Origin of the sequence: Thalassospira australica (genome assembly GCF_000763295.1) — a bacterium.
GTDB classification, from domain to species: domain Bacteria; phylum Pseudomonadota; class Alphaproteobacteria; order Rhodospirillales; family Thalassospiraceae; genus Thalassospira; species Thalassospira australica.
In genome coordinates this window covers 1-23,132 of sequence record NZ_JRJE01000027.1, presented here as the reverse complement: position 1 = coordinate 23,132, position 23,132 = coordinate 1, and the positions used below count along the sequence as shown (strand labels likewise).

Below are 23,132 nucleotides of genomic sequence, written 5' to 3'. Positions count from 1 at the left end.
ATGCGCAAAGACGTAAAACCCGCCTGCTCACGCAAACCTGTCTTTTGGTTTGTCCGTTGTGCCCTGATGGCCGCACCCTTGGTGCTGGCTGCTTTTCATGCGCAACCGGCGAATGCCGAAATCAGCGAAGAGATGGCTGGCGTTTCCGCTGCGGTGACAGGCGATGTCACCATGGCCCGGACCACCGGCGAAGTCGGCGTATTGGTTGAAAGCGGAATGCCGGTTTATCTCGGTGATCGCATTACAACGTCTGGCAATTCAGGCATGCAAATCCTGTTGCTTGACGAAACGGTCTTTACCATCGGCCCGAACAGCGACATCGCGATTGATGAATTTGTCTATGACCCGGCAAGCGGCGATGGCCGCATTGTTGCGGATATGGCGCGCGGTGTAATGCGGTTTGTCACGGGCAAAATTCCGCTAAACAATCCATCAAGCATGGATATCAACCTTCCGGTCGGGTCCATTGGCATTCGTGGTACCATTGGTCTGATCCGGTCCGTTTCCGCCGAGCAGGCAAATGAAGTCGTGCCGGGATCATTTGACACCTCAACCCCAGAAGCAGCCAATCAGCAGGTCTTTATGGCGGTGAACCAGGGGCCCGGCCTTCAGCGCAATGACACGACATCACGCCCCGGTGCGTTTGCCGTCAACGACCAAAACGGCAACAGCGAAAATGTCACGGGTGAGAACTTTGGTGTGTTTGTCAGCAACGGTGCCGTCACCACCCCGACACGCTTCCCTGAAAACATCGCGACCTTTGACTTTTCAACCAATCTTGTCCGTACAGCGTCACGCAGCAATGACCCAGCGGGCAGTAACGGGGGGAGTTCGGGGTCAACATCGGACACAAACAGCAGTCTGACACCGTCCCAAAGCCAACAGGCCGACACCCAAACCGGGGCAACCATGGCTGGCAGCATTGAAGTTGCCATGGCGCAAGTAGGTGCCACCCAAGCAACTTCCAGTCAGGGTGAGATAACTGAAATTTTAGGTAATGTTGACAGCAGCAATAGTAACAGCAGCGACAACGATCCGTTTAGCTATGATGGCCTTCGCCAAATCACGACTGGTTCTGTAACGACCGGAACGATCAATATCGACGGCGCAAACGTTGATTACAGCTTTGCCTCGACGGTCGATTTCGCGAACCGAACGATAGCGATAGAATTTTCAAACGTAACTCAGACCGGATCTGGGTTAACCGGAAAGGCCGGGATTCTTGATGGTGGCTTTAACCCGACGACTTTCGATTACACCAACACAAACGGCAACGTCGCATTTGAAAGCGGTGACTTCACCTATGATCCGAATTGCACCACATTAGGGTGTAGTGCGACGGCAACCTTTCAAGATGCCTATAACGTCGATTTCAATCTTTCGACAACCACTTATTCGTCAGGCACGGACGGTAGTGCAACATTGAACTGATCGGACAATTGGCAGGCAAAGGGAACGAAAACCCATCATGCGTCTGAGTAAGAACGCCCTGCTTCGTGTACTGCATTATCTGATCCCACTCGGCATCCTGCTGGCCTGCGTTTTCATGCGGTGGCAGGATGTGCCGTTTGTCGATCAGTTGCGCATGAATGTCTTCGATACCTATCAGCGCATTGCACCACGGGAATTTGACGATGTCGGCGTTCGAATTGTCGATATCGATGAAAAAAGCCTTGAAGAAATGGGCCAATGGCCGTGGCCGCGCACCAATCTGGCCGGGCTGGTATATCGTTTGCGGGCTTCGGGGGCGCGCGTGGTTGGCTTTGATATGGTGTTTGCCGAACCGGATCGTACATCACCGGCAAGAGTGGTCAACGATTGGCCCAAAAGCCCCACCACCGACGAAATCACGGCAAAGGTTCAAACCCTGCCGGATCATGACAATCTGTTTGCCCAGTTCATCGCCGGCACCGGACAGATTGTCACCGCCAACCAGCTCACAAACAAACCCATCGAAACTGCCCCGCGACAGATTGGAAATTTCAGTGTTTCCGGCGAAGCGGGGCGCAAGCTTTCCGATTTCATTGCCGTTCTGCCCGGTGCAGCAAAGAACCTTGATGTCATCGAAAATGCCGCAAGCGGCAATGCGCTTGTCAATGTCGCACCGGAGCAGGACGGCATTGTGCGCCGTGTCCCGTTGCTTGCTGCCCTTGATCATGAAATGCCCGTGATCGGCATGCCAGTCTATCCGACATTGTCGCTTGAAATGCTGCGGGTTTTACAAGATGCGCCCAAAACCATGAATGTGCGCATGTCCGGCGCCAGCGGCAGCACACGCTGGACCCGGTCCGAGGGCATTGACGCAATCCGGGTCGGACAGGCCACCATCCCCACCGATCATGCCGGTTATATGTGGGTACATTTCAGCGGGCATAATGCGGCACGCTATATCTCGGCCTCTGATGTGATGAATGACAGCCTGCCAAAAGATGCGCTGCGCGATACCTTTGTTCTGGTCGGCACCAGTGCCGCCGGGCTGCTTGATCTGCGGTCAAGCCCGCTTGATCCGGTCTTGCCGGGGGTTGAAATCCATGCCGAAATGCTTGAACAGATGATCCTGGATCATTTTCTGACCCGGCCGTACTGGGCTGCGGAAGCCGAAACATTCGTCCTTTTGCTCGTTGGGTTGTTCTTTGTGTTCATGGTGCCACGCCTTGGCGCAGTTTGGCCGGCCATTGCGGGCAGCACCCTTGGCGTTGCCGCCTTCTGGTTTTCCTGGTGGGCCTATGAAACCAAACTTTTGCTGATTGATCCGGTTTATCCATTGATCAGTTTGCTTGCGGTCTATAGCGCAACCACCCTGATCGGCTTCATGCGTACCGAAGGCGAACGCCGCCAGGTGCGCACCGCCTTTGGCAACTATCTGTCGCCCGCACTGGTCAACGAACTATCGCGCCATCCGGAACGCTTGAAACTGGGCGGCGAAACACGCGACATGACCTTGATGTTTTGTGACGTGCGCGGTTTTACCGCGATTTCAGAAGGCTTCAAATCCAACCCACAAGGTTTAACGCGCCTGATAAACCGGCTGCTGACACCCTTGACCGAATGTATCCTCAACCGTGAAGGGACGATCGACAAATACATGGGCGATTGCATCATGGCGTTCTGGAATGCGCCACTTGATGTTGATAGTCACGCCCATCACGCCTGTGAAAGCGCACTTGCCATGCGTGTTGCCCTTGCAACGCTTAACCACGAACGCCATCAAGAAGCCAAGCAGGCCAATGAGACGTTCCTGCCGCTAAATGTCGGGATCGGGATCAATAGCGGCGATTGCCTTGTCGGCAACATGGGATCGGATCAGCGTTTTGATTATTCCGTGCTGGGCGATGCCGTCAATCTTGCCGCCCGGCTTGAGGGGCAATCAAAAAACTACGGCGTTGATATCGTTCTGGGTGAAGATGTCGCAAAACGGGTCGGAACGGCATTTGCCATTGTTGAGCTGGACCTGATTGCAGTTAAAGGCAAAAGCGAAGCGGTCCATATCTTTGCCCTTTTGGGCGACAGCACCCTGCGTACGTCAGAACCGTTTCAGGCCCTTGATCGCCTGCACAGATCCATGCTTGATGCCTATCGCAACCAACGCTGGGATGACGCGGAACAGCTTATTGCGCAATGCCGCGACGCATCTGACGCGGTGGGGTCGCTTCGCGGGCTTTATGACCTTTATGCAGAACGCATTGCACTGTTTAGGCAAACGCCACCACCTGATGATTGGGACGGCGTATTTGTTGCCACAAGCAAATAACCGTTCTTGCAATGCCGCCGAATTCTAAACAATCTTGTCTGGCCACTCCCACCCCTGTTTGGGCATCAAAGCAATTAATGCCTGTTTAAGTCGAGGCGCCTATGAATTTCTCATCAGACAATGTTACCCCGATCTGTCCGGAAATCCTTGCTGCCATTGCTGCGGAAAGCGATCATAACGCCCTGCCCTATGGCGCAGATGAGAAAAGCGAACAGCTTGACGCCGCATTTTCCCGCCTTTTTGGCACAGACGTCTGTGTGGTACCGGTCGCCACGGGGACGGCTGCCAATGTCATCGGGTTGGCAGGGCTGGTGTCACCGTTTGGCGGGATTGTCTGTCATCACCATGCCCACATCAATGTAACGGAATCCACGGGTGTTGCTTTTTATGGTGGCGGGGCAAAACTGCTTGGCATGGATGGTCCATCGGCCAAGATCGAAGCATCGTCGCTTGAAACGTACCTTAGCGGGCATGTCACAAACGGTATGCATTCGGTTGATCCGGAATGCGTAGCCATCACGCAAAGCACAGAATTCGGAACGGTGTATTCCGTGGAAGAAATTCAGGCGATTGGCAACGTCTGCCAAAAGCATGACATGCGACTGTTCATGGATGGCGCCCGCTTTGCCAACGCCGTCGCTGCACTTGATTGCCATCCGTCCGAGATCACCTGGAAGGCCGGTGTAGATGCCTTAAGCTTTGGGGCGACCAAGAACGGGGCGCTTGCAGTTGATGCGATCATTTTGTTTGATACGGAACTGCGCCAAAGAACCGAACAAAACCGCAAGCGTGGTGGACATATGTTTTCCAAGCATCGCTATCTTGCGGCACAGCTTCTGGCCTATCTTGAAGATGACCTATGGCTGCGCAACGCACGCCATGCCAATCAGTCGGCGGTGGCTCTTGCGCAATCGCTTGAAAACATGGGCGCAAAACCCGCCTTTCGCCCGGAAGGCAACGAGTTGTTTATTCACATGACAGACGAACTGGCACAGACGCTTCGCGATGGGGGCATTGTATTTCGCAACTGGCCATCGCTTGGCGCGGATGCATATCGATTTGTCTGCGCCTGGAACAGCCCGATTGATCTGATCCAAGACCTGCCAGAAACTCTTGGCCACAAGGATCAAAACTCAATCGCATAATACGCCGCCATGCCCTTAGGCATGAATACCATTTGCCACCAGACCAATGAGATCGAAGATGAATTTTGCCTCGGACAATGTATCGCCCTTTTGCCCCGAAGTTTTTGAAGCGCTCGCCCATGATGCCACCAACAATGCGCCGGCCTATGGCAGTGACGCGCTAAGCGCGCAACTTGATGCAACGTTTTCAGAGCTATTTGACAAGGAGGTCGCCGTCATCCCGGTTGCGACCGGAACTGCGGCGAATTGCATCAGCCTGTCTGCGCTTGTGTCCCCCTATGGCGGGGTGGTCTGCCATCACGAAGCCCATATCAACGAAGACGAAAGCACGGGCGTTGCGTTCTTTACCGGTGGCGCCAAACTGTTGCCGATGGATGGCCCGGCCGCCAAGCTTGAGGCGGCAACCCTTGATCGCTTTGTCAGCGGTCTGGTTGATCGCGGTGTGCATTCGGTTTCCCCGGAATGTGTCGCCATAACACAGGCAACCGAACTTGGAACTGTTTATTCAATTGACGAGGTCAACGCGATCGGGGCTGTTTGCCGCGATCATGACCTGCGTCTGTTTATGGACGGGGCGCGGTTTGCCAACGCCGTCGCGCATCTGAATTGTCATCCGGCGGATGTCACCTGGAAAGCGGGCGTGGATGCCATCAGTTTTGGCGCAACTAAAAACGGCGCAATGGCCGTCGATGCGATTGTCCTGTTTGACACCAGCCTTAAGGCCCGCATCGAACAGGCGCGCAAACGCAGTGGTCACCTGCATTCCAAACACCGTTACCTGGCGACACAACTTCTGGCCTATGTCAAAGATGATGTCTGGCTGAAAAATGCCGCGCACGCAAATGCTGCCACCAAGGCGCTTGAAGATGTTCTTGGCAAGCAAGGCGCCAGCCTTGCCCATGCGGCTGAAGGCAACGAGCTTTTTGTCAAAATGTCCCCGGAACTGGCCACCAGATTGCGCGATGCCGGGCTAATGTTTCACGGCTGGCCATCACTTGGCTCGGATGTCTATCGCTTTGTCTGTGCGTGGAACACGGATATCGCGCAAATCAACGCCCTAAACACCACCCTTGGTTAGTAAAATAGGCTCTTTGGCGGAGTGGAAACGAACGAATCATTGAAATTCAATAAGATACGAATCGTTGGCAACACATCTGAAACAGGTGATATATCCACTCCGCCGCCTGAGCCTTGAAAAAAATGCACATCTGCCCTGATAAAAATGAGGGGTAATTTTCATAAAAATAACAAACACTTGACTTAAATTCATCATTTCCGCCCTCCGTCAGGCTACGTAAAATCACGCAGGAAGCGTTGACGATACGTAGAAACCCTGATTACTTTGCCCCGTCGATTGCCAACATTTATTCCTGTTGGATCGGGTAAACCTCGTCCGTTGCAAAACGCGCTATCAAACGTGACCGGATCATAGTCACGCAGACAGCAGCATTTTGTTCGGGCCAGCCTTGAGGGAGGCATTTAATGAAAGCGAATTTCGTCAAAGTGGCGCTTGGTGCAGGTCTGCTTGCAGCCACAGCACTCGCTGCTCCGACTGCCGCTTCGGCAAAAACTATGGTGTATTGCTCGGAAGGTAGCCCGGAAGGGTTCAACCCGTCGCTCTATACTTCAGGCACCACGTTTGATGCGTCTTCGCGTCAGATCTATAACCGTCTGGTACAGTTCAAGCGCGGCACCACCACCATCGTTCCGGGTCTTGCGACCAGTTGGGACGTTTCAGCCGATGGCACCGAATACACCTTCAACCTGCGTGAAGGCGTTAAATTCCACACCACCGATGATTTCACCCCGACCCGTGATTTCAATGCTGATGACGTGATCTATACCTTCATGCGTCAGTTCGACAAGGAACATCCGTATCACGGCGTTTCCGGTGGCTCGTATGAGTACTTCAATGCGATGTCCATGCCGGACCTCGTCAAAGACATCGTCAAAGTTGACGACTATACCGTCAAATTTGTTCTGAACCGTCCGGAAGCTCCGTTCATTGCCAACATGGCCATGGACTTTGCGTCTGTTCTGTCGGCTGAATATGCTGACAAAATGATGGAAGCAGGTACCCCGGAAACCGTTGACCTTAACCCGGTCGGCACCGGTCCGTTCCAGCGCGTTCAGTATCAGAAAGATGCGGTCATTCGTTACAAGGCATTCCCGGAATACTGGGAAGGCAAAGCCGCAATCGACAACCTGATCTTTGCCATTACGCCTGACAGCACTGTTCGTTATCAGAAGCTGAAAGCTGGCGAATGCCACGTTATGCCGTATCCGAACCCGGCTGACCTGACCGAGATGGAAGCTGATGCCGACATCAACCTGCTGAGCCAGGAAGGTCTGAACGTTGGTTACCTTGGGTACAACACCCAGAAAGAACCCTTCACCGATCCGAAGGTTCGTAAAGCACTGAACATGGCGATCAACAAAGACGCCATCATCGAAGGTGTTTACCAGGGTGCCGGTTCGGCCGCGAAAAACCCGATCCCGCCGACCATCTGGTCATACAACAACGATACCGTTGATGATCCTTATGATCCGGAAGCAGCCAAAGCCATGCTGGCAGAAGCCGGTTATCCGGATGGCTTCACCACCGACATCTGGGCCATGCCGGTTCAGCGTCCTTACAACCCGAACGCACGTCGTATGGCGGAACTCGTTCAGGCTGACTGGGCTGCTATTGGCGTCAATGCCGAGATCGTCTCCTACGAGTGGGGTGAATACCTTGAGCGCACCAAAAAAGGTGAACAGGGTACCTTCATGCTCGGTTGGACCGGTGATAACGGCGATCCCGACAACTTCCTGGCGGTTCTGCTTGGCTGTGATGCCGTGGGCGGTTCCAACCGTGCACAGTGGTGCAACGAGGAATTCGACAACCTTGTCCAGCAGGCAAAAACCACTTCGGACGTTCTTGAACGTACCCGTCTGTACGAAGAAGCTCAGGTCGTCTTCAAACGTGAAGCACCTTGGGCAACCATCGCACACTCGATCGTGTTTGAGCCGGTCCGTAACGAAGTCGTCGATTACAAGATTGATCCGTTTGGTGGTCACATCTTCTACGGCGTCGACCTTGCGCAGTAAGGTCACTTAAAACCTTGTCAAAGAGGCCCGGTTTTCCGGGCCTCTTTGCAATTCCCCAAAAAAGAGAGAGACATCTGCCCGTGCCCGCAGCACGCGCGGATGCAAAAAAGGCCTGGTGGCATGCTAAGTTTCCTTTTACGCCGTTTGGGTGACGTTATCCCGACGTTCTTCGGCGTCACCATTCTTGTGTTCCTGATGGTTCACCTGATCCCAAGCGACCCAATCGAAATGCTGGCGGGAGAACGCAGTGTTGAACCGGAACGCTATGCTGAACTGCAAAAGCAATACGGCTTCGACAAACCGCTTGTTGTTCAGTATCTCAATTATCTGGGCGGCGTACTGCAGGGAGATTTGGGTAAATCCTATGTAACCAAACGTCCTGTCATTGAGGAATTTGCAGTCTTGTTCCCCGCAACGGTGGAACTGAGTTTGATGGGTATTCTATTTGCCATCAGCATCGGTTTACCGCTTGGCGTGATTGCGGCAATGAAACGCGGCAAATGGCTTGACCACCTGACAATGAGCTTATCGCTGACCGGCTATTCGATGCCGATTTTCTGGTGGGCTTTGCTCCTTATCATGTTCTTTTCAACCACTTTGGGTTGGACACCGGTTTCCGGACGATTGTCGGTCATGTATTTCTTTGAGCCTGTCACGGGCTTCATGCTGATCGACAGCCTTTTAAGCGGACAAGAAGGTGCTTTTTCCAGCGCCCTAAGCCACTTGATCCTGCCTACGATTGTATTGGGCACCATTCCCATGGCCGTGATTGCGCGCATGACGCGCTCCTCCATGCTTGAAGTGCTTGGTGAAGAATATATTCGTGTCGCGCGCGCCAAAGGGTTGGCACCAATGCGCGTCATTATGGTCCATGCCCTGCGCAATGCCCTGATACCGGTGATTACCGTTATTGGCCTTCAAGTCGGCGTATTGTTTGCTGGTGCAATTCTAACGGAGACCATTTTCGCATGGCCCGGCATTGGGAAATGGATCGTTGAGGCACTTAATCGCCGTGATTATCCAACCATTCAAGGTGGCATTCTGATGATCGCATTCGTTGTGATGGCAGTGAACCTGTTTGTCGACTTGATGTACGGGGTGATCAACCCTCGTATCCGGCATAAGCGTTAAGGGAAGGACGAAAAGATGAGTGAGAACTTCACCCCGTCCGCAGTCCCGGCTTCAAATGCCGCAGAAGCAATAGAGCCGGTGGCAGCACCACCTAGTCCGTTGCGCGAGACTTGGGATTATTTCAAGAAGAACCGGGGCGCATACGCAGGCCTGATCATCATTGCGATCATCATGTTTTTGGCCATTACGGCACAATGGATTGCCCCTTACGATCCGATTATTCAGGACCGCTCCGCGTTTCTAAAACCACCGGCGTGGATGGAAGGCGGCAGTTGGGAATACTTGTTGGGAACGGATGCCGTTGGCCGCGATATTCTGTCACGTTTGATCCACGGCGCTCAGCTTTCGGTTTCAATTGGTCTTGCTGTCGTTGCAATTTCGATGGCTTCGGGGATTTTCCTGGGCATGTTGGCTGGCTATTTCCGCGGCTGGATCGAAGTCAGCATCATGCGCATGATGGACATCATGCTGGCCCTGCCCAGCCTGATCATGGCAATGGCAATCGTCGCGATCCTCGGCCCGGGACTTGAAAACGCCATGCTGGCCATCGCGATTGTTCAGTTGCCGCACTATGTGCGCCTGACCCGTGCATCGGTGGTCTCGGAACTGAACAAGGAATATGTCATCGCATCGCAAGTTGCCGGTGCCGGACACATTCGCCAGATGTTTGTCAACATCCTGCCCAACTGCATGGCACCGCTGATTGTTCAGGGCACCCTGGGTATTTCAAGTGCGATCCTTGACGCTGCGGCCCTTGGCTTCCTTGGCCTTGGTGCGCAACCGCCGCTGCCGGAATGGGGCACCATGCTTGCCGAAGCCCGTGAATTCGTGGGTTCGGCTTGGTGGGTGATCACCTTCCCCGGCCTTTGCATCCTTGTCACCGTGCTTGCCTTTAACCTGATGGGTGATGGCCTGCGCGATGCCCTTGATCCCAAGATGAAACGGTAAGTCATGGCTCTTCTCGAAGTAAAAAACCTGACAGTCGAGTTCGGCTCCGAAGACAAGCCGTTCCGCGCTGTTGATTCTGTCAGCTACTCCGTCGATCGCGGCGAAGTTCTTGGCATCGTTGGCGAGTCCGGGTCGGGGAAATCCGTCTCCTCACTCGCTGTTATGGGGCTGATCGACTTTCCCGGTCGCGTCACCGCAGACGCCCTGACCTTTGATGGTCAGGATTTGCTGCGGATGCCATCAAAACGCCGTCGTCAGATCACGGGCAAAGACATCGCCATGATCTTTCAGGACCCGATGTCGGCACTCAACCCGTGCTTTACGGTCGAAGCCCAAATCATGGAGGCCCTTAAGGTCCATGAAGGCGGCAACAAAAAGCAACGCCGTGAACGTACGCTTGATCTTCTCGATCAGGTAGGCATCCCCGATCCCAAGTCGCGCATGACCGCCTACCCGCATCAGCTTTCAGGCGGCATGAGCCAGCGCATCGTCATTGCCATGGCGATTGCCTGCAACCCGCGCCTTTTGATTGCCGATGAACCGACCACGGCCCTTGATGTGACCATTCAGGCCCAGATCATCGACCTGCTTTTGAAATTGCAGGAAGACAGCGACATGGGATTGTTGCTGATCACCCATGACCTGGCACTGGTGTCCGAGGCCGCCAATCGTATTCAGGTCATGTATGCTGGTCAGTTGTTTGAAAGTGGCCCGGCCGACAGCATCTTTGCCGCCCCGCGCCATCCCTATACCCAGGCATTACTTGAAGCCCTGCCGGAACGTTCCGAAGGCCATGATCGCCTGCGGACCATCCCCGGCGTCGTTCCGGGCCAGTATGACCGCCCGGCAGGCTGTCTTCTGGCACCGCGTTGCCGCTACGCGAATGAAAGCTGCGTGAATGCACGTCCGGAAGTCTCGGATTTCAACGGGCGCGATGTACGTTGCTTCTATCCGCTGAACGATCAGGGCCAGCCGACCGGCCTTCCTACCGGGGAGACAGTATAATGAGTTTTCTGGATACCAAACCCGGTGTTCCGCTTCTGGAATCCGATGACCTTGTTCGCCACTACGATGTTAATCGTGGCTTTGGCAAACCCGGTGCCACGGTCAAGGCGCTTGATGGTGTTTCCTTCACCCTCGAAGCGCAAAAGACTTTGGCGGTTGTGGGGGAGTCCGGCTGTGGCAAATCGACCCTTGGTCGTCAGTTGACCCTGATTGAACAACCAAGTTCGGGTGAACTTAAAATCAACGGCAACAAGGTTGGCAATCTTTCTGACAAGGAAGCCAAGCAGTTCCGTCGCACTGTTCAGATGATTTTCCAGAACCCTTACGGGTCGCTGAACCCGCGCAAGAAGGTTGGGCAGATTCTGGCAGAACCGGTTTTGCTCAACATGGAAAACCTTGGCCGCAAGGAACGCGAAGAACGCGTGCGCGCCACCATGGCAAAGGTTGGCTTGCGTCCGGAATTCTATCAGCGCTATCCGCATATGTTTTCCGGGGGGCAGCGTCAGCGTATTGCAATTGCTCGCGCGCTGATTTTGGAACCCAAGGTCATCGTTGCCGATGAACCGGTTTCGGCCCTTGATGTGTCTGTGCAGGCACAGGTTCTGAACCTGATGATGGATCTGCAGAAAGAGATGAATGTCGCCTATGTTTTCATCTCGCACGATCTTTCTGTCGTCAGACATATTGCAGATGACGTCATGGTGATGTATCTCGGTCGCGTCGCTGAAAAGGGACCAACCGAAGAGATCTTTGCCAAGCCGCTGCACCCCTATACACGGGCGCTTCTGGCATCGGCACCAAAGATCGACCCGACACAACGTGTGAAGTCAGAACCGCTGACCGGCGAGCTGCCTTCACCGATCAATCCGCCATCGGGATGTGCGTTCCACAAACGCTGCCCGTTTGCGACCGAAGAATGCGCAAAGGTTCGACCGGAACTGCGCAATTTCGAAGGCCGCGAAGTGGCATGTCACAGGGTCGAAGAAATCGCCTGAGAACAGGCGATCGCCCGGATTGCCCAAAAGGTTATCCAGGTAGACAAGGGAGCAAGGGGGCGCGCTTTGAACAAAGCTGCGCCCCTGCGCATTTCTGGAAGGTTTTCTAGGCGCAGGACCTATTAATTTGATTTGAATGGCAGACGTTATATTTGTGAAATCCAAGGAAAATCCGGCAGGGCCGGCTGGTATCCCGATCAAGGAGTTTGACGCCAGAGTTTGCACATATAATCTCTATCCTTCGGATTTACCGGATTAATAGGTCCTGAGCCTGGGGTTATGCGGTTGTCCGCGATCGGTCGGTCAGGGCCAGCAACACACCGGCCCCCACCAGAAGCGTGCCCGACACCCGATTAAGAACACGCATATGGCGCGCTGACCTGATCAGGCCCTTGACCTGTCCACCCAACAATCCGTACCCAAGCAAAACGCCAACTTCCATCGCAATAAACGTCACGCCCATGATCATGAATTGTTGGCCATAGGCCGCGGCCGGATCAAGGAACTGCGGAAAGAACGCGGTAAAAATCAGGATGGCTTTGGGATTGCCAACTGCGGTCAGAAACTCCGTCTTGGCGAGCTTGAATGCCCCCGGATGTTCCATGAGGGCCATTTGACCTGCGGTATCCGCATCGTCATTGACCCTGGCAAACCAGCTTTTGATACCAAGCCAGACCAGATAAGCCGCCCCGCCCCATTTGATCAAGAAGAACGCGGTTTCACTCGCGGCAAGCACGACGCCAAGCCCTGCTGCCGTAACTGAAATCATCAGCACAAACGCCACAACACGACCAGTACCGCCCACCGCCGCAGACGACACGCCATAACGCGCACCATTAAAGATCGCGAGAAGATTGTTGGGGCCGGGCGCCATCGCCAATGCGATTGCCGCCCCGGCAAACAGAAGCCAGGTATCGAACTGCATGGGGCAAATCCTGTATTCTGGGGATGGCAAAGCGAATGGCGCAACCAACCCCAAGTTGGTGACAGGATGATATCGCCCGAAAATCAGTCGCGCGTCAACGCCGCAATCATCTCGGACGCAGCAGGCCATTTTGCGCTTAGTGCTGCGCGCTTGCCCATCGAGAAATCGGCAAAATCAAACCCCGGTGCCACGGTACAGCCCAAAAGAGCAAACTTGCCACCCGGTTTCAGGCGCGCACCTTGCCACACGTTTTTGGCAACCACCATTTGCGGCTTTTGCCCCGCCAGAAGGTCCGATCCGATTTCAACCAGCTTGTGGGTGCCATCTTCAAACAACTGAAGCTGTTCGACCGCATCGCCCAGATAATGATGGAAAATCTCGTCGCTGGTAAGGATATGCATCCCGGAAAACGTATCGGGGGTCAAAAGATAATAGATCGCCGTCCCCGTGCTGCGCACCCCAAGATACCGGTTGCCGGGATTACAGGTTTCAAACGACCGAAATGTTTCGGCGTAATAGCCGCCCTCGGGATGGGGCTCCAACCCAAGTTTGGCAATCAGGTCGTCGATGGTGATGTTTTCTGACATGACGGGCTCCCTGTAACCAATGGCGCTTGTTTTCCCATCATGACGAAAAACGGGGAAAGGCGCAAACCTTCCCCCGTAAATGCCAATCAAAGTGACCACATGGCCTGATCAACCTTAATGGGCGTCATGGTCATGACCGTGTTCTTCTTAATGTTTCATGTCGCCATGATCCATATTGCCGTGATCCATGGTCCCATGATCCATCTTGGTCATGCCCTTGGCCATCGGATCAAGGACGTTGACCATGACCGGAACGTCGCCTGCCTTTTCAAACTCAAGGGTCACATTGACCATTTCGCCTTCTGCCAGCGGCTTCTTCAGCCCGATCAGCATGACGTGATAGCTGCCCGGTTTAAACAGAACTTCGCCATACATCGGCACATCAACACCACCGTCAACCTGACGCATTTTCATCACGTTATTTTCCATGATGTGGGTGTGAAGTTCGGTTTTATCGGCAAGGTCACTGCGCACGCCAGTGATGCGGTCTGCCATGCCGTGGTTCACAACCGTCAGGAACGCAGCACCATTGCGGACCTGCCCGATGGAGGCCTTTGCCCAGGCATCCTTAATTTCGATATCCGCGGCAAAGGTATTCCCGGCAACAAACAGCGACGCAACAGTCGCAAGTACAGCAAACAGTTTTTTCATGAAATTTCATCCGTCATTTGGGCCGCAATCATCTGCGCCCGATTTCAATAGGTAGTTGTTTTTTTTCGTTTGAAATCAGACGAATGCCGGCGGCGCTCGCGAATGGCGAATGCGCGGTATTTCATGACCCGATGCAATCCCATTGGCCGTGGCATAGGCAACCACATGGGCAATTGAAACCGGGGCCACATAAGGCAGATCGAGTGAAACCACCGCCCCGTGATGGGTCGCACAAAGCGAACAAAAGCCATGGCCCGCCATCTGACCGCCATGGCCGGTGCCATACGGATCGACGTCACCGGCGGGTATTGCCCTGCTTGTTGCAACAGTCTTGATACCGTTGGGCGTGCAAATCTGAAGGACATTACTGCCCGGTCCAAAGGGGGCGGCCTGTGCTGAATTGCTCAGCAAAGCCGGGATCAACCCGGATTGGGTAACACCGGCCAACAGAACCACAAACGCCAGTAGCCATGTCTGGAAAACACGGCGTGCAGACATGCCGTTTGATCGGCAAGTATGGCGGTTGGTTGAACGCATGGGTTGGATATGCCTGATTTGAACCACAACGACAATGATATTGATCATTGTCACGCCAGAAAACCCCACTACAAATACTGTCAGTTTCACGATCTGGAAGTTTTAGGATGCACAACCGTGCCACGGCCCGCCCCGTTACGCTTCCCCATCCGGCCATGCCCGATGCAGATTGGGCAGATGCCTTTGTCATTGCGGTTGATCAGCCCGACCTGACCGCCCCCAAGGCCGCCCGCCATGTGATTGACTCTGCCCCTGCGTGGTATCACCGTCTGTTGGCACTTCGGAACATCATCGTCAAACCCTTGGGACTGAAGACCGACCTTGATACGGCCGGAAATGCGCAGTTGGAAACCATCGGGGTATTTCCCCTGATCAGGGAAACGGACACTTGCGCCGTGCTTGGTCTTGATGACCATCATTTGAACTTTCGGATCGTAATCGAGACAGAGCCGCTTGGACCAAATGCCACATTGGTGCGCAGCATTACGCTTATTCGGCGCAACAATGGACTTGGCCACGCCTATCTGGCGGCCGTCATGCCGTTTCACAACCGCATTGTACCCGCGATGCTCAATGCCGCCTATGGCAGCTGAAACCAAACAGGCCGGACAGTCGTTCTGTCCGGCCCATTAAAACACTGCGATGGAAAGTCGCGATCAAATCATGTCGCGGGCCTGAACCAATTCGTCAAACTTCGCACCATCAAGGAAACCAAGCGCGATGCAGGCTTCTTTCAAACTGCTGCGATCCTTGTGCGCCTTCTTGGCAACGGCGGCGGCATTGTCATAACCAATATGCGGGGCCAAGGCGGTCACCAGCATCAGGCTTTGTTCGACATAGTGATCGATCTTTTCCTGATCGGCTTCCAGCCCGGCAATGCAATTATCGGCAAAGCTGACAGATGCATCGGCAATCAAACGCACCGATTGCAGCAGGTTATAAATGATCACCGGCTTGAACACATTAAGATCCAGATGCCCGTTTGATCCGCCAACCGTCACCGCAACATGATTGCCCATCACCTGCGCGCACATCATGGTCAGTGCCTCGGCCTGGGTCGGATTGACCTTGCCCGGCATGATCGATGATCCCGGCTCGTTGGCGGGCAAGACAAGTTCACCCAGACCACAGCGCGGCCCGGAGCCCAACAGACGAATGTCATTGCCGATCTTCATCAGCGACGTCGCCAGAACATTCATCACACCCGACATTTCCACGCACGCATCATGGGCGGCAAGTGCTTCGAATTTGTTTTCTGCTGTTTCAAAACCAAGACCGGTAATGGCCGAAACATGTTTTGCAAATTCAACATCAAACCCGTCGGGCGCGTTCAATCCCGTGCCAAGGGCCGTGCCGCCCTGTGCCAGTTTGCGCAAACGTTTCAACGCGTCTTCGATCCGGTCCAGTCCAAGCGAAATTTGCGCGGCATAACCTGAAAATTCCTGTCCCAGTGTCAGGGGCACGGCATCCTGCATATGGGTGCGCCCGATTTTAACAATATCGCCAAAGGCATCGACCTTGGCCTCAAGCGTTTTGCGCAGATGGGCAAGGGCAGGTTTAAGCTTTTCCTCAATCTCGACCACAGCTGCGATGTGCATGGCAGCCGGAAAACTGTCATTGGATGACTGACCGCGGTTGACGTGATCATTGGGATGCACCGGTTCGCGCTTTCCCATCGGCTTGCCAAGGATTTCACACGCCCGGTTGGCGATCACTTCATTGGTGTTCATGTTGGTCTGCGTGCCCGATCCGGTCTGCCAGACAACCAGCGGGAAATGATCCAGAAGTTTCCCGTCTGCAACTTCCTGGGCAGCCATCTCGATCGCCTTGGAAAGTTCGGGGTCAAGATTGCCAAGTGCCGCATTGGCACGCGCAGCTGCCAGTTTTTGCACCCCGAATGCCTTGATCAACGCATCGGGCATACGTTCGCCACCGATGCGGAAGTTTTGCCGGGATCGCTGGGTTTGCGCCCCCCAATACCGGTCTGCGGGCACATCAATTTCACCCATGGTGTCCTGTTCGGTACGGGTGGTCACTGAATTGGTCACGATCATATTCCTCCGTGTCAGAAACAAACTGACCGGGGCGGGAACCCGGTACGCCAGGGTCTGAACCCTAGCCTGCGCACAGGAATATGGTTTGCAATGGGCGGGAACGCAAACTTAAATGCGAACGAATATTACTTGCGCATGTAATATGCTGGTATCAAACCGTGGCGATCTTGTCTTCTTGCCAGGCCAGAAGACGGATACCGGCACGATCAAGCTGCATGACAATTTCCGGGCTTGGCATCCGGTCGGTAATAATCCCGGCAAGGTCTTCTAGCGGGGCGACATTTTCCAGGTAGCGTTGATCAAACTTGGTGTGATCGACCATCAACCATGTTTCATCAGACCGTTCCATCATCGCCCGTTTGATCGCCACCGCATCGCGATTGACGTCGCTAAACCCGTGACGAGAGACGCCCGATGCCCCGATGAAGGCGATATTGGCGTGAAACCGGCGTAAATATTCAACAGCGTCACTGCCATACACTGCATTCTCACGGCGGTTGTACTGGCCAGGGCACAGCAAAACATCGTCATGATCGGCAAGCTCTGCCATGCCCTGCACCACCGCATAGCAATTGGTCAGGAAGGTTCGCGGCAGTGTTGCGGCGCGCGCTGTCAGAAACGGGGCGATTTGCGCAACAGTTGATCCGGCATCAATCATCGCCACGTCACCGGAACGGACCATATCGGCCGCCATCATGCCGATGCGTTCAACCCCTGCTACTGCGGTTGACTGGCGTTCCGCGAAATCAGGCTGATGCCCCATCGGTCGGGCAGACGCCCCGCCAAACTCACGCGTGATCAATCCGTCACCACTTAGCGCATCAAGATCACGGCGGATGGTTTCGGTTGCGACATCGAATCGTTCCGCCAATGTAGCAACGCGTACATGCGGGTGGACCTGCAGTTCCTGCAAAATGCGTTTTTGGCGTTCTTTTTTTCCCAAACGCAAAGCCACACCTCTCACAACTATGGCTGATTTCGTAGTGGTTTGACTAATTTAACAGCTCCTGCTGAAACCTTTTGTTACAGTTTTGTGTTGATTTTCCAACTTTTCCGAATTCATAATGTTGATAAAAGCAACAATAAAACAACAAAACCACATTCAAAACTGGCGAAAAGCCAGAGTTCACAGGGAAGAAAGGTTCGAAAGCAGTGTTTTCAATTTCGAAAAAAACCGACAATTTAAAAGTATCCACCCTCCTTGCCGCCATCGGTATGGTTGGTATGGCTTCAAGCCCGGCAGCAGCCGCCGAGGACTGCATTGCACGTGGCGATCTGGATCCGATCTATTGCGATATGGACGGTGATCTGGTTGCCGACGCACCGGCCGCCGACGAGCTTGTAGACCCGGACACCCTTGTCTTTGCATACACCCCGGTCGAAGACCCGGCTGTATATGCCGACATTTGGAACCCGTTCCTTGAGCACCTTGAAGAAGTCACCGGTAAGGACGTTCACTTCTTTGCGGTTCAGTCGAACTCCGCAGAAGTCGAAGCAATGCGTTCCGGTCGCCTGCATGTTGCCGGTTTTTCAACCGGTCCGACCCCGTTTGCCGTCAATCTGGCCGGTGCGGTTCCGTTCGCATTGATGGGTGCTGATGATGGTCGTTTCGGCTACACGCTGCAGCTTTACACTCGTACCGACAGCGGTATCGACACCGTTGCCGATCTGAAGGGCAAGCGCGTTGCGCATACCTCGCCGACCTCGAACTCGGGCAACCTTGCACCGCGCGCCCTGCTTCCGGGTCAGGGCATTGTTCCCGAACAGGACTACGAAGTTGTTTATTCCGGTTCGCATGACCAGTCGATCCTTGGCGTTGTCGCCGGTGACTATGATGCCGCACCTGTTGCATCCGAAGTTGTCGAGCGGATGGCACAGCGTGATCTGTATGATCCGAACGAAGTCAAAATCATCTATGAAAGCAAGCCTTTCCCGACCACTTCGTTCAACTATGCCCACAATCTGAAGCCGGAACTGGTCGAAAAGATCAAGGAAGCCTTCTTTACCTTCGACATGGCAGGTACTGCCCTTGGCGAAGAATTCAAAGGCGTCTCGAAGTTCCTGCCGATCACCTACAAGGATGACTGGGCGGTCATTCGTGAAATTCAGGCTGCAAACGGTGTCCAATACACCCCGGACAACCTGAAGTAATCCGCCTTTTTCAACCGACCTTAAAAAGACAGGGCCTGCACACGCAGGCCCTGTGCCACCCATTTTACCCGGGGTAACGCAATGCTGCGTATCAAAGAACTTGTAAAACGCTATGGCGACGAAAAGGCAGTGTTGAAGAACCTGAACCTTGAAGTACCTGGCGAAAGTGTTGTTTCAATTATTGGCGCATCGGGCGCGGGCAAAAGTACCCTGCTGCGCTGTATCAACCGTCTGGTTGAACCGTCATCGGGTTCCATCGAACTGAACGGCACCGAACTTACCAACCTCGAAGGCAAGGCGCTGCGTTTGGCGCGCCGCCGCATTGGCATGGTGTTTCAGGGCTTTAACCTGATTGACCGCCTGACCGTGATGGAAAACGTCCAGTCCGGTCGTCTGGGATATCTTCCGGCGTGGCGCGCGGTAACCCGAAAATACCCGCAAGAAGACATCGACCGCGCCTTTCATTTGATGGAGCGCGTCGGAATTGCCCATTACGCAGACAAACGTGCTGATGAACTTTCCGGCGGTGAACGCCAGCGTGTTGGCGTAGTGCGCGCCCTGATGCAGGAACCGGAAATCCTGCTGGCAGATGAACCAACCGCATCGCTTGATCCAAAAACATCACGTCAGATCATGGAACTGCTGCGCGCGCTCGCATCCGAGCTGCATCTGCCGGTTCTGATCAACATACATAACGTCAACGAAGCCAAGGAATACACCCAGCGTATCGTTGGCATGCGTTTTGGCCGCATCATTTTCGACGGCGAACCTGTCGATCTGGACAACGATGCCATGGATGAAATCTATGCCGGTGTTCCGGCCGAAGAACGCGGTGGCGCCGAAAGCAGCCCCCACCTGCGCGAGGTCGCCGCAAGATGAGCAGTACCGTTCAAACAACGGGCCGCACCTGGAAGAAGCCCCCCTTCATCGCCAACCCTGTGTTGCGCTGGGGACTTCTGATTGCCGTTGCGGCCTATGTATGGTGGGCCATAACAACCCTGCCATTCGATTGGGAACGTATTCAGGACGGTGTGCCGCGCGCCATCCGCATTTTCAAAGGTGCCTTTCCGCCAAGCTTCATCCGCGGTGAATTGCTGTTTGATGGCTTTATGGAAAGCATCAAGATCGCAATCGTCTCGACCCTTCTTGGTCTTGCGCTTAGCGTTCCGATTGCCTTTGCATCCGCATCAAACATTGCGCCTAAATGGCTTTATGCCATTGGCCGTGCCGTGATTATTGTTGCCCGTTCCTTCCATCCGGTCATCGTTGCGATCCTGTTTGTCAAAGCAGTCGGCTTTGGCCCGCTGGCAGGCATTCTGACGCTTACGATCTATTCCATCGGTTTCGTTGCCAAAATGCTGGCAGAACGGATCGAGGAAATTGATTGGGGTCAGGTCGAAGCCATCCGTGCTGCCGGTGGCGCAACATTTGTGACCCTGCTGTATGCCGTGATCCCGCAAATCATGCCCCGTCAGATCGGCCTTTCGATCTATCAACTTGATAGCAACCTGCGTGCATCTGCCATTGTTGGCATCGTTGGCGCGGGCGGTATCGGATCGACGCTTCTGAATGCATTTGGGCGGTATGACTATGACTTTGCGCTGGCGATTACCCTTTGCATCATCGGTGTGATCCTTGTCAGCGAGGCCATCAGCGGCCGGATCAGGAGGAACCTATGGTAGCCACCACTCAACCTTCCGGACCGGACGCAATCGCACATCGCGAATGGTCCCGATACACGCCCAGGGAACGCTGGCGTCGATACGGCGTTATGGCCCTTGTTGCACTGGCCGTTGTCTGGTCACTTTCGACCATCAACATCATCTGGCCGTGGCTTTGGGATGCCCCGGAACAAATGGGCGATCTGTTTGCCCGCATGTTCCCCCCGTCCCTTGAAGGCTGGAAAGAAATCGCGTGGACACTGCTTGAAACCGTCAATATCGCGACAATTGCGACCTTCTTTGCCGTATTCATGTCCCTGCCGATTGCCCTGATTGCGGCCCAGAACACCACACCAAACCGCTATACCCTGTGGCTTGGCCGGTTCATTCTGGTGTCGTCGCGCTCGGTCAATACCATCATCTGGGCGCTGCTGTTTGTGGCCGTGTTCGGACCGGGTGTTCTGGCCGGTATTCTGGCGATTGTTTTCCGTTCGCTTGGCTTCCTTGGCAAATTGCTTGGCGAAGCGATCGAGGAAATCGATCGCGCCCCGATCGAGGCCCTGGAATCTGTTGGCGCATCGCGCTTCAAGATTCTGGTCTATGGCGTCATTCCGCAGGTCATGCCGACCTTCTTTGCCGTTGCCATTTTGCGCTGGGACATCAACCTGCGCGAAAGTACGGTTCTCGGGTTGGTCGGTGCCGGTGGTATCGGCATCATCCTTCAGGGGGCGATTGATACCTTTGCCTGGCAGACGGTTGCGACCATTCTTCTGGCAATCATCGGCCTGGTCATTATTGGTGAAGCCATTTCTGCTTACCTGCGTAAAAAGGTGATCTGACGTGGCGAAAACATACGACCTTCTGGTCGTAGGCGGCGGCATCAATGGGGCAGGTATTGCCCGTGATGCCGCCGGTCGCGGGCTTTCTGTTCTATTGGTCGAACAGCGCGACCTTGCCTCGGCCACCTCTTCCTCCTCGACCAAACTCATCCATGGCGGCCTTCGATATCTGGAACATTACGAGTTCCGGTTGGTGCGTGAAGCCCTTCAGGAACGCGAAGTTCTTTTGTCGGCCGCCCCGCATATCATTTGGCCGCTGACATTCGTTCTGCCCCATCATCGCGGGTTGCGTCCAAAATGGATGCTGCGCGCAGGCTTGTTCCTTTATGACCATCTGGCAAAGCGCAAACGCCTGCCGGGATCACGTGCCGTTTCATTCATGGGCACACCGGAAGGAAGCCCGTTAAAACCCGATTTCACGGGCGGCTTTTCCTATTCCGATTGCTGGGTCGATGATGCGCGTCTTGTCGTCCTGAACGCACAGGATGCGCGGGCACGCGGTGCGGAAATATATACCCGCACGACATGCAAAACGCTTGTGCGTCAAGATGACCACTGGGACGGTGAACTTATTGATGCAAGCGGTGCAACACTCACCGTGCGCGCCCGCGCGGTGGTCAATGCCGCAGGTCCGTGGGTCACCGGCATGGTCGAAAACGCTGGCCTTGGCAAAAAGGCTGCCGGTCTAAGACTGGTCAAGGGCAGCCACATCGTGGTCCCGCGCATTCATCCCCATGACCATTGCTACATTTTTCAGAATGGTGATGGCCGCATTGCCTTTGCCATCCCCTATCAGGGCGACTACACCCTGATAGGCACCACCGATGTTGCCTATACCGGCGACCCGGCACAGGTCAAAATCAGCGATCTGGAAGTCGACTATCTGCTTGAGCTGGTCAATGGCTATCTGGCCAAGCCGCTGGGTCGTAAAGATGTCGTCTGGGATTACTCCGGTGTTCGTCCGCTTTATGACGACAAGAACGACAATGCATCTGCGGTTACCCGCGATTACGTGTTTGACCTTGATACCGGGGATGGGCAAAACGCCCCGGCGATCCTGTCGATCTATGGCGGAAAGATCACCACTTATCGCAGGCTTGCCGAACACGCCATGCAGAAACTGGCCCCGGTTCTGGGCAATGATGCACCCGACTGGACAGGCAAGGCCGTCCTTCCCGGCGGGGATATGGATGACGGTGACTTTGATGCGTTCCTTGGCAAGATGCAGGCGCGTTATGACTGGGTGCCTGATACGTTGCTTCAACGCCTTGCACGCTGCTATGGCACCGCACTGTGCGACATTCTGGGCAATGCCACCGCAACCCCCCAATTGGGGCAGGAAGTCGCCCCACATCTGTATGAGGCAGAGCTTCATTACCTTATGGCCAATGAATGGGCCTGTTGCGCAGAAGATGTTCTGTGGCGCAGAACCAAACTTGGCCTTGGAATGCAGCCTGATCAGGTCGACGCCATTCAAAAATGGTTTGTCGCCCAAACCCGGCTTGATCAGGCTGCGCAGTAACCAGCCCCATCAAATATAAAAAAGGGCAGTGAAATCACTGCCCCAGATTGCTGACAAAGTCCTCGCCAATGGCGGGGACTTTTGATTCAATGGGGCATGCTTAAGAAAAAGACCTCCCACCAGGAAGAACTTGAGATGGT

Annotated in this window: 21 protein-coding genes; 15 read left to right on the top strand and 6 right to left on the bottom strand. The window is 54.4% G+C overall.

All coding sequences use genetic code 11. The features are described from left to right. The 9 genes from JF44_RS0111615 to JF44_RS0111575 all read left to right on the top strand — a co-directional run bounded on the left by JF44_RS0111615 (nucleotide 1) and on the right by JF44_RS0111575 (nucleotide 12,065). A complete protein-coding gene (locus JF44_RS0111615) occupies nucleotides 1–1,431 on the top strand; it encodes a FecR family protein (RefSeq protein ID WP_081944431.1) in 1,431 nt (476 codons plus the stop codon). Between the two features lie 37 nt (nucleotides 1,432–1,468). After that, entirely contained in the window at nucleotides 1,469–3,751 is a 2,283-nt protein-coding gene (locus JF44_RS0111610) for a CHASE2 domain-containing protein (RefSeq protein ID WP_033069169.1), read from the top strand. 101 nt (nucleotides 3,752–3,852) lie between these two features. Continuing rightward, a complete protein-coding gene (locus JF44_RS0111605; protein WP_033069168.1) occupies nucleotides 3,853–4,896 on the top strand; it encodes a threonine aldolase family protein in 1,044 nt (347 codons plus the stop codon). A 58-nt stretch (nucleotides 4,897–4,954) separates the two neighbouring features. Beyond that, on the top strand, nucleotides 4,955–5,974 hold the full coding sequence (locus tag JF44_RS0111600; protein WP_033069167.1) for a threonine aldolase family protein: 1,020 nt from the start codon (nucleotides 4,955–4,957) through the stop codon (nucleotides 5,972–5,974). 404 nt (nucleotides 5,975–6,378) lie between these two features. Beyond that, complete coding sequence (locus JF44_RS0111595) at nucleotides 6,379–7,986, top strand: ABC transporter substrate-binding protein (RefSeq protein ID WP_033069166.1); 1,608 nt, start codon at nucleotides 6,379–6,381, stop codon at nucleotides 7,984–7,986. Nucleotides 7,987–8,106: 120 nt separating this feature from the next. Beyond that, nucleotides 8,107–9,117, top strand: coding sequence for an ABC transporter permease subunit (locus JF44_RS0111590; protein WP_033069201.1), 1,011 nt, complete (start codon nucleotides 8,107–8,109; stop codon nucleotides 9,115–9,117). 15 nt (nucleotides 9,118–9,132) lie between these two features. Then, complete coding sequence (locus JF44_RS0111585) at nucleotides 9,133–10,065, top strand: ABC transporter permease subunit (protein ID WP_033069165.1); 933 nt, start codon at nucleotides 9,133–9,135, stop codon at nucleotides 10,063–10,065. 3 nt (nucleotides 10,066–10,068) lie between these two features. After that, nucleotides 10,069–11,070: a dipeptide ABC transporter ATP-binding protein gene (gene dppD / locus JF44_RS0111580; protein ID WP_033069164.1), complete on the top strand. Its 1,002-nt coding sequence runs from the start codon at nucleotides 10,069–10,071 to the stop codon at nucleotides 11,068–11,070. Beyond that, nucleotides 11,070–12,065, top strand: coding sequence for a peptide ABC transporter ATP-binding protein (locus JF44_RS0111575; RefSeq protein WP_033069163.1), 996 nt, complete (start codon nucleotides 11,070–11,072; stop codon nucleotides 12,063–12,065). Before dppD ends, JF44_RS0111575 begins: the two co-directional genes overlap by 1 nt. Nucleotides 12,066–12,342: 277 nt before the next feature. Here the strand turns inward: JF44_RS0111575 and JF44_RS0111570 are convergent, their stop codons facing one another. The 4 genes from JF44_RS0111570 to JF44_RS0111555 all read right to left on the bottom strand — a co-directional run bounded on the left by JF44_RS0111570 (nucleotide 12,343) and on the right by JF44_RS0111555 (nucleotide 14,726). Then, entirely contained in the window at nucleotides 12,343–12,990 is a 648-nt protein-coding gene (locus JF44_RS0111570; RefSeq protein ID WP_033069162.1) for a LysE family translocator, read from the bottom strand. Nucleotides 12,991–13,073: 83 nt separating this feature from the next. Further along, nucleotides 13,074–13,577, bottom strand: a complete 504-nt coding sequence (locus JF44_RS0111565; protein ID WP_033069161.1) for a cupin domain-containing protein — start codon at nucleotides 13,575–13,577, stop codon at nucleotides 13,074–13,076. A gap of 147 nt (nucleotides 13,578–13,724) precedes the next feature. Then, nucleotides 13,725–14,228 carry a copper chaperone PCu(A)C gene (locus JF44_RS0111560; RefSeq protein WP_033069160.1) on the bottom strand — a complete coding sequence of 168 codons (504 nt, stop codon included), beginning with the start codon at nucleotides 14,226–14,228 and terminating at the stop codon, nucleotides 13,725–13,727. A 75-nt stretch (nucleotides 14,229–14,303) separates the two neighbouring features. Beyond that, entirely contained in the window at nucleotides 14,304–14,726 is a 423-nt protein-coding gene (locus tag JF44_RS0111555; protein WP_156111673.1) for a DUF2946 family protein, read from the bottom strand. A 146-nt stretch (nucleotides 14,727–14,872) separates the two neighbouring features. Between JF44_RS0111555 and JF44_RS0111550 the strand changes: the two genes are divergently transcribed. Then, a complete protein-coding gene (locus JF44_RS0111550; RefSeq protein ID WP_033069158.1) occupies nucleotides 14,873–15,358 on the top strand; it encodes a DUF2867 domain-containing protein in 486 nt (161 codons plus the stop codon). Between the two features lie 63 nt (nucleotides 15,359–15,421). Here the strand turns inward: JF44_RS0111550 and fumC are convergent, their stop codons facing one another. Continuing rightward, a complete protein-coding gene (gene fumC / locus JF44_RS0111545) occupies nucleotides 15,422–16,819 on the bottom strand; it encodes a class II fumarate hydratase (RefSeq protein WP_033069157.1) in 1,398 nt (465 codons plus the stop codon). A gap of 151 nt (nucleotides 16,820–16,970) precedes the next feature. Next, nucleotides 16,971–17,774: a DeoR/GlpR family DNA-binding transcription regulator gene (locus tag JF44_RS0111540; RefSeq protein ID WP_238318434.1), complete on the bottom strand. Its 804-nt coding sequence runs from the start codon at nucleotides 17,772–17,774 to the stop codon at nucleotides 16,971–16,973. A 269-nt stretch (nucleotides 17,775–18,043) separates the two neighbouring features. On the opposite strand from JF44_RS0111540, the gene phnD reads away from it, so the two are divergent. From phnD to glpD, 5 genes are all read left to right on the top strand, one after another. After that, complete coding sequence (gene phnD / locus JF44_RS0111535) at nucleotides 18,044–18,970, top strand: phosphate/phosphite/phosphonate ABC transporter substrate-binding protein (RefSeq protein WP_238318433.1); 927 nt, start codon at nucleotides 18,044–18,046, stop codon at nucleotides 18,968–18,970. 81 nt (nucleotides 18,971–19,051) lie between these two features. Continuing rightward, the gene (gene phnC, locus JF44_RS0111530) at nucleotides 19,052–19,849 is read left to right on the top strand and encodes a phosphonate ABC transporter ATP-binding protein (RefSeq protein ID WP_033069155.1); all 798 of its coding nucleotides are present in this window, start codon (nucleotides 19,052–19,054) and stop codon (nucleotides 19,847–19,849) included. Beyond that, complete coding sequence (phnE, locus tag JF44_RS0111525) at nucleotides 19,846–20,652, top strand: phosphonate ABC transporter, permease protein PhnE (protein WP_033069154.1); 807 nt, start codon at nucleotides 19,846–19,848, stop codon at nucleotides 20,650–20,652. Before phnC ends, phnE (JF44_RS0111525) begins: the two co-directional genes overlap by 4 nt. Further along, the gene (phnE, locus tag JF44_RS0111520; RefSeq protein WP_033069153.1) at nucleotides 20,646–21,470 is read left to right on the top strand and encodes a phosphonate ABC transporter, permease protein PhnE; all 825 of its coding nucleotides are present in this window, start codon (nucleotides 20,646–20,648) and stop codon (nucleotides 21,468–21,470) included. Before phnE (JF44_RS0111525) ends, phnE (JF44_RS0111520) begins: the two co-directional genes overlap by 7 nt. Before the next feature lies 1 nt (nucleotide 21,471). Further along, nucleotides 21,472–22,992: a glycerol-3-phosphate dehydrogenase gene (glpD, locus tag JF44_RS0111515; protein WP_033069152.1), complete on the top strand. Its 1,521-nt coding sequence runs from the start codon at nucleotides 21,472–21,474 to the stop codon at nucleotides 22,990–22,992. Nucleotides 22,993–23,132 lie beyond the last annotated feature (140 nt).

Coding starts and splice junctions, on each gene's coding strand:
- JF44_RS0111615 (WP_081944431.1), top strand. CDS start 1: ATGCGCAAAGACGTAAAACCCGCCTGCTCACGCAAACCTGTCTTTTGG.
- JF44_RS0111610 (WP_033069169.1), top strand. CDS start 1,469: ATGCGTCTGAGTAAGAACGCCCTGCTTCGTGTACTGCATTATCTGATC.
- JF44_RS0111605 (WP_033069168.1), top strand. CDS start 3,853: ATGAATTTCTCATCAGACAATGTTACCCCGATCTGTCCGGAAATCCTT.
- JF44_RS0111600 (WP_033069167.1), top strand. CDS start 4,955: ATGAATTTTGCCTCGGACAATGTATCGCCCTTTTGCCCCGAAGTTTTT.
- JF44_RS0111595 (WP_033069166.1), top strand. CDS start 6,379: ATGAAAGCGAATTTCGTCAAAGTGGCGCTTGGTGCAGGTCTGCTTGCA.
- JF44_RS0111590 (WP_033069201.1), top strand. CDS start 8,107: ATGCTAAGTTTCCTTTTACGCCGTTTGGGTGACGTTATCCCGACGTTC.
- JF44_RS0111585 (WP_033069165.1), top strand. CDS start 9,133: ATGAGTGAGAACTTCACCCCGTCCGCAGTCCCGGCTTCAAATGCCGCA.
- dppD (WP_033069164.1), top strand. CDS start 10,069: ATGGCTCTTCTCGAAGTAAAAAACCTGACAGTCGAGTTCGGCTCCGAA.
- JF44_RS0111575 (WP_033069163.1), top strand. CDS start 11,070: ATGAGTTTTCTGGATACCAAACCCGGTGTTCCGCTTCTGGAATCCGAT.
- JF44_RS0111570 (WP_033069162.1), bottom strand. CDS start 12,990: ATGCAGTTCGATACCTGGCTTCTGTTTGCCGGGGCGGCAATCGCATTG.
- JF44_RS0111565 (WP_033069161.1), bottom strand. CDS start 13,577: ATGTCAGAAAACATCACCATCGACGACCTGATTGCCAAACTTGGGTTG.
- JF44_RS0111560 (WP_033069160.1), bottom strand. CDS start 14,228: ATGAAAAAACTGTTTGCTGTACTTGCGACTGTTGCGTCGCTGTTTGTT.
- JF44_RS0111555 (WP_156111673.1), bottom strand. CDS start 14,726: ATGTCTGCACGCCGTGTTTTCCAGACATGGCTACTGGCGTTTGTGGTT.
- JF44_RS0111550 (WP_033069158.1), top strand. CDS start 14,873: ATGCACAACCGTGCCACGGCCCGCCCCGTTACGCTTCCCCATCCGGCC.
- fumC (WP_033069157.1), bottom strand. CDS start 16,819: ATGATCGTGACCAATTCAGTGACCACCCGTACCGAACAGGACACCATG.
- phnD (WP_238318433.1), top strand. CDS start 18,044: ATGGCTTCAAGCCCGGCAGCAGCCGCCGAGGACTGCATTGCACGTGGC.
- phnC (WP_033069155.1), top strand. CDS start 19,052: ATGCTGCGTATCAAAGAACTTGTAAAACGCTATGGCGACGAAAAGGCA.
- phnE (WP_033069154.1), top strand. CDS start 19,846: ATGAGCAGTACCGTTCAAACAACGGGCCGCACCTGGAAGAAGCCCCCC.
- phnE (WP_033069153.1), top strand. CDS start 20,646: ATGGTAGCCACCACTCAACCTTCCGGACCGGACGCAATCGCACATCGC.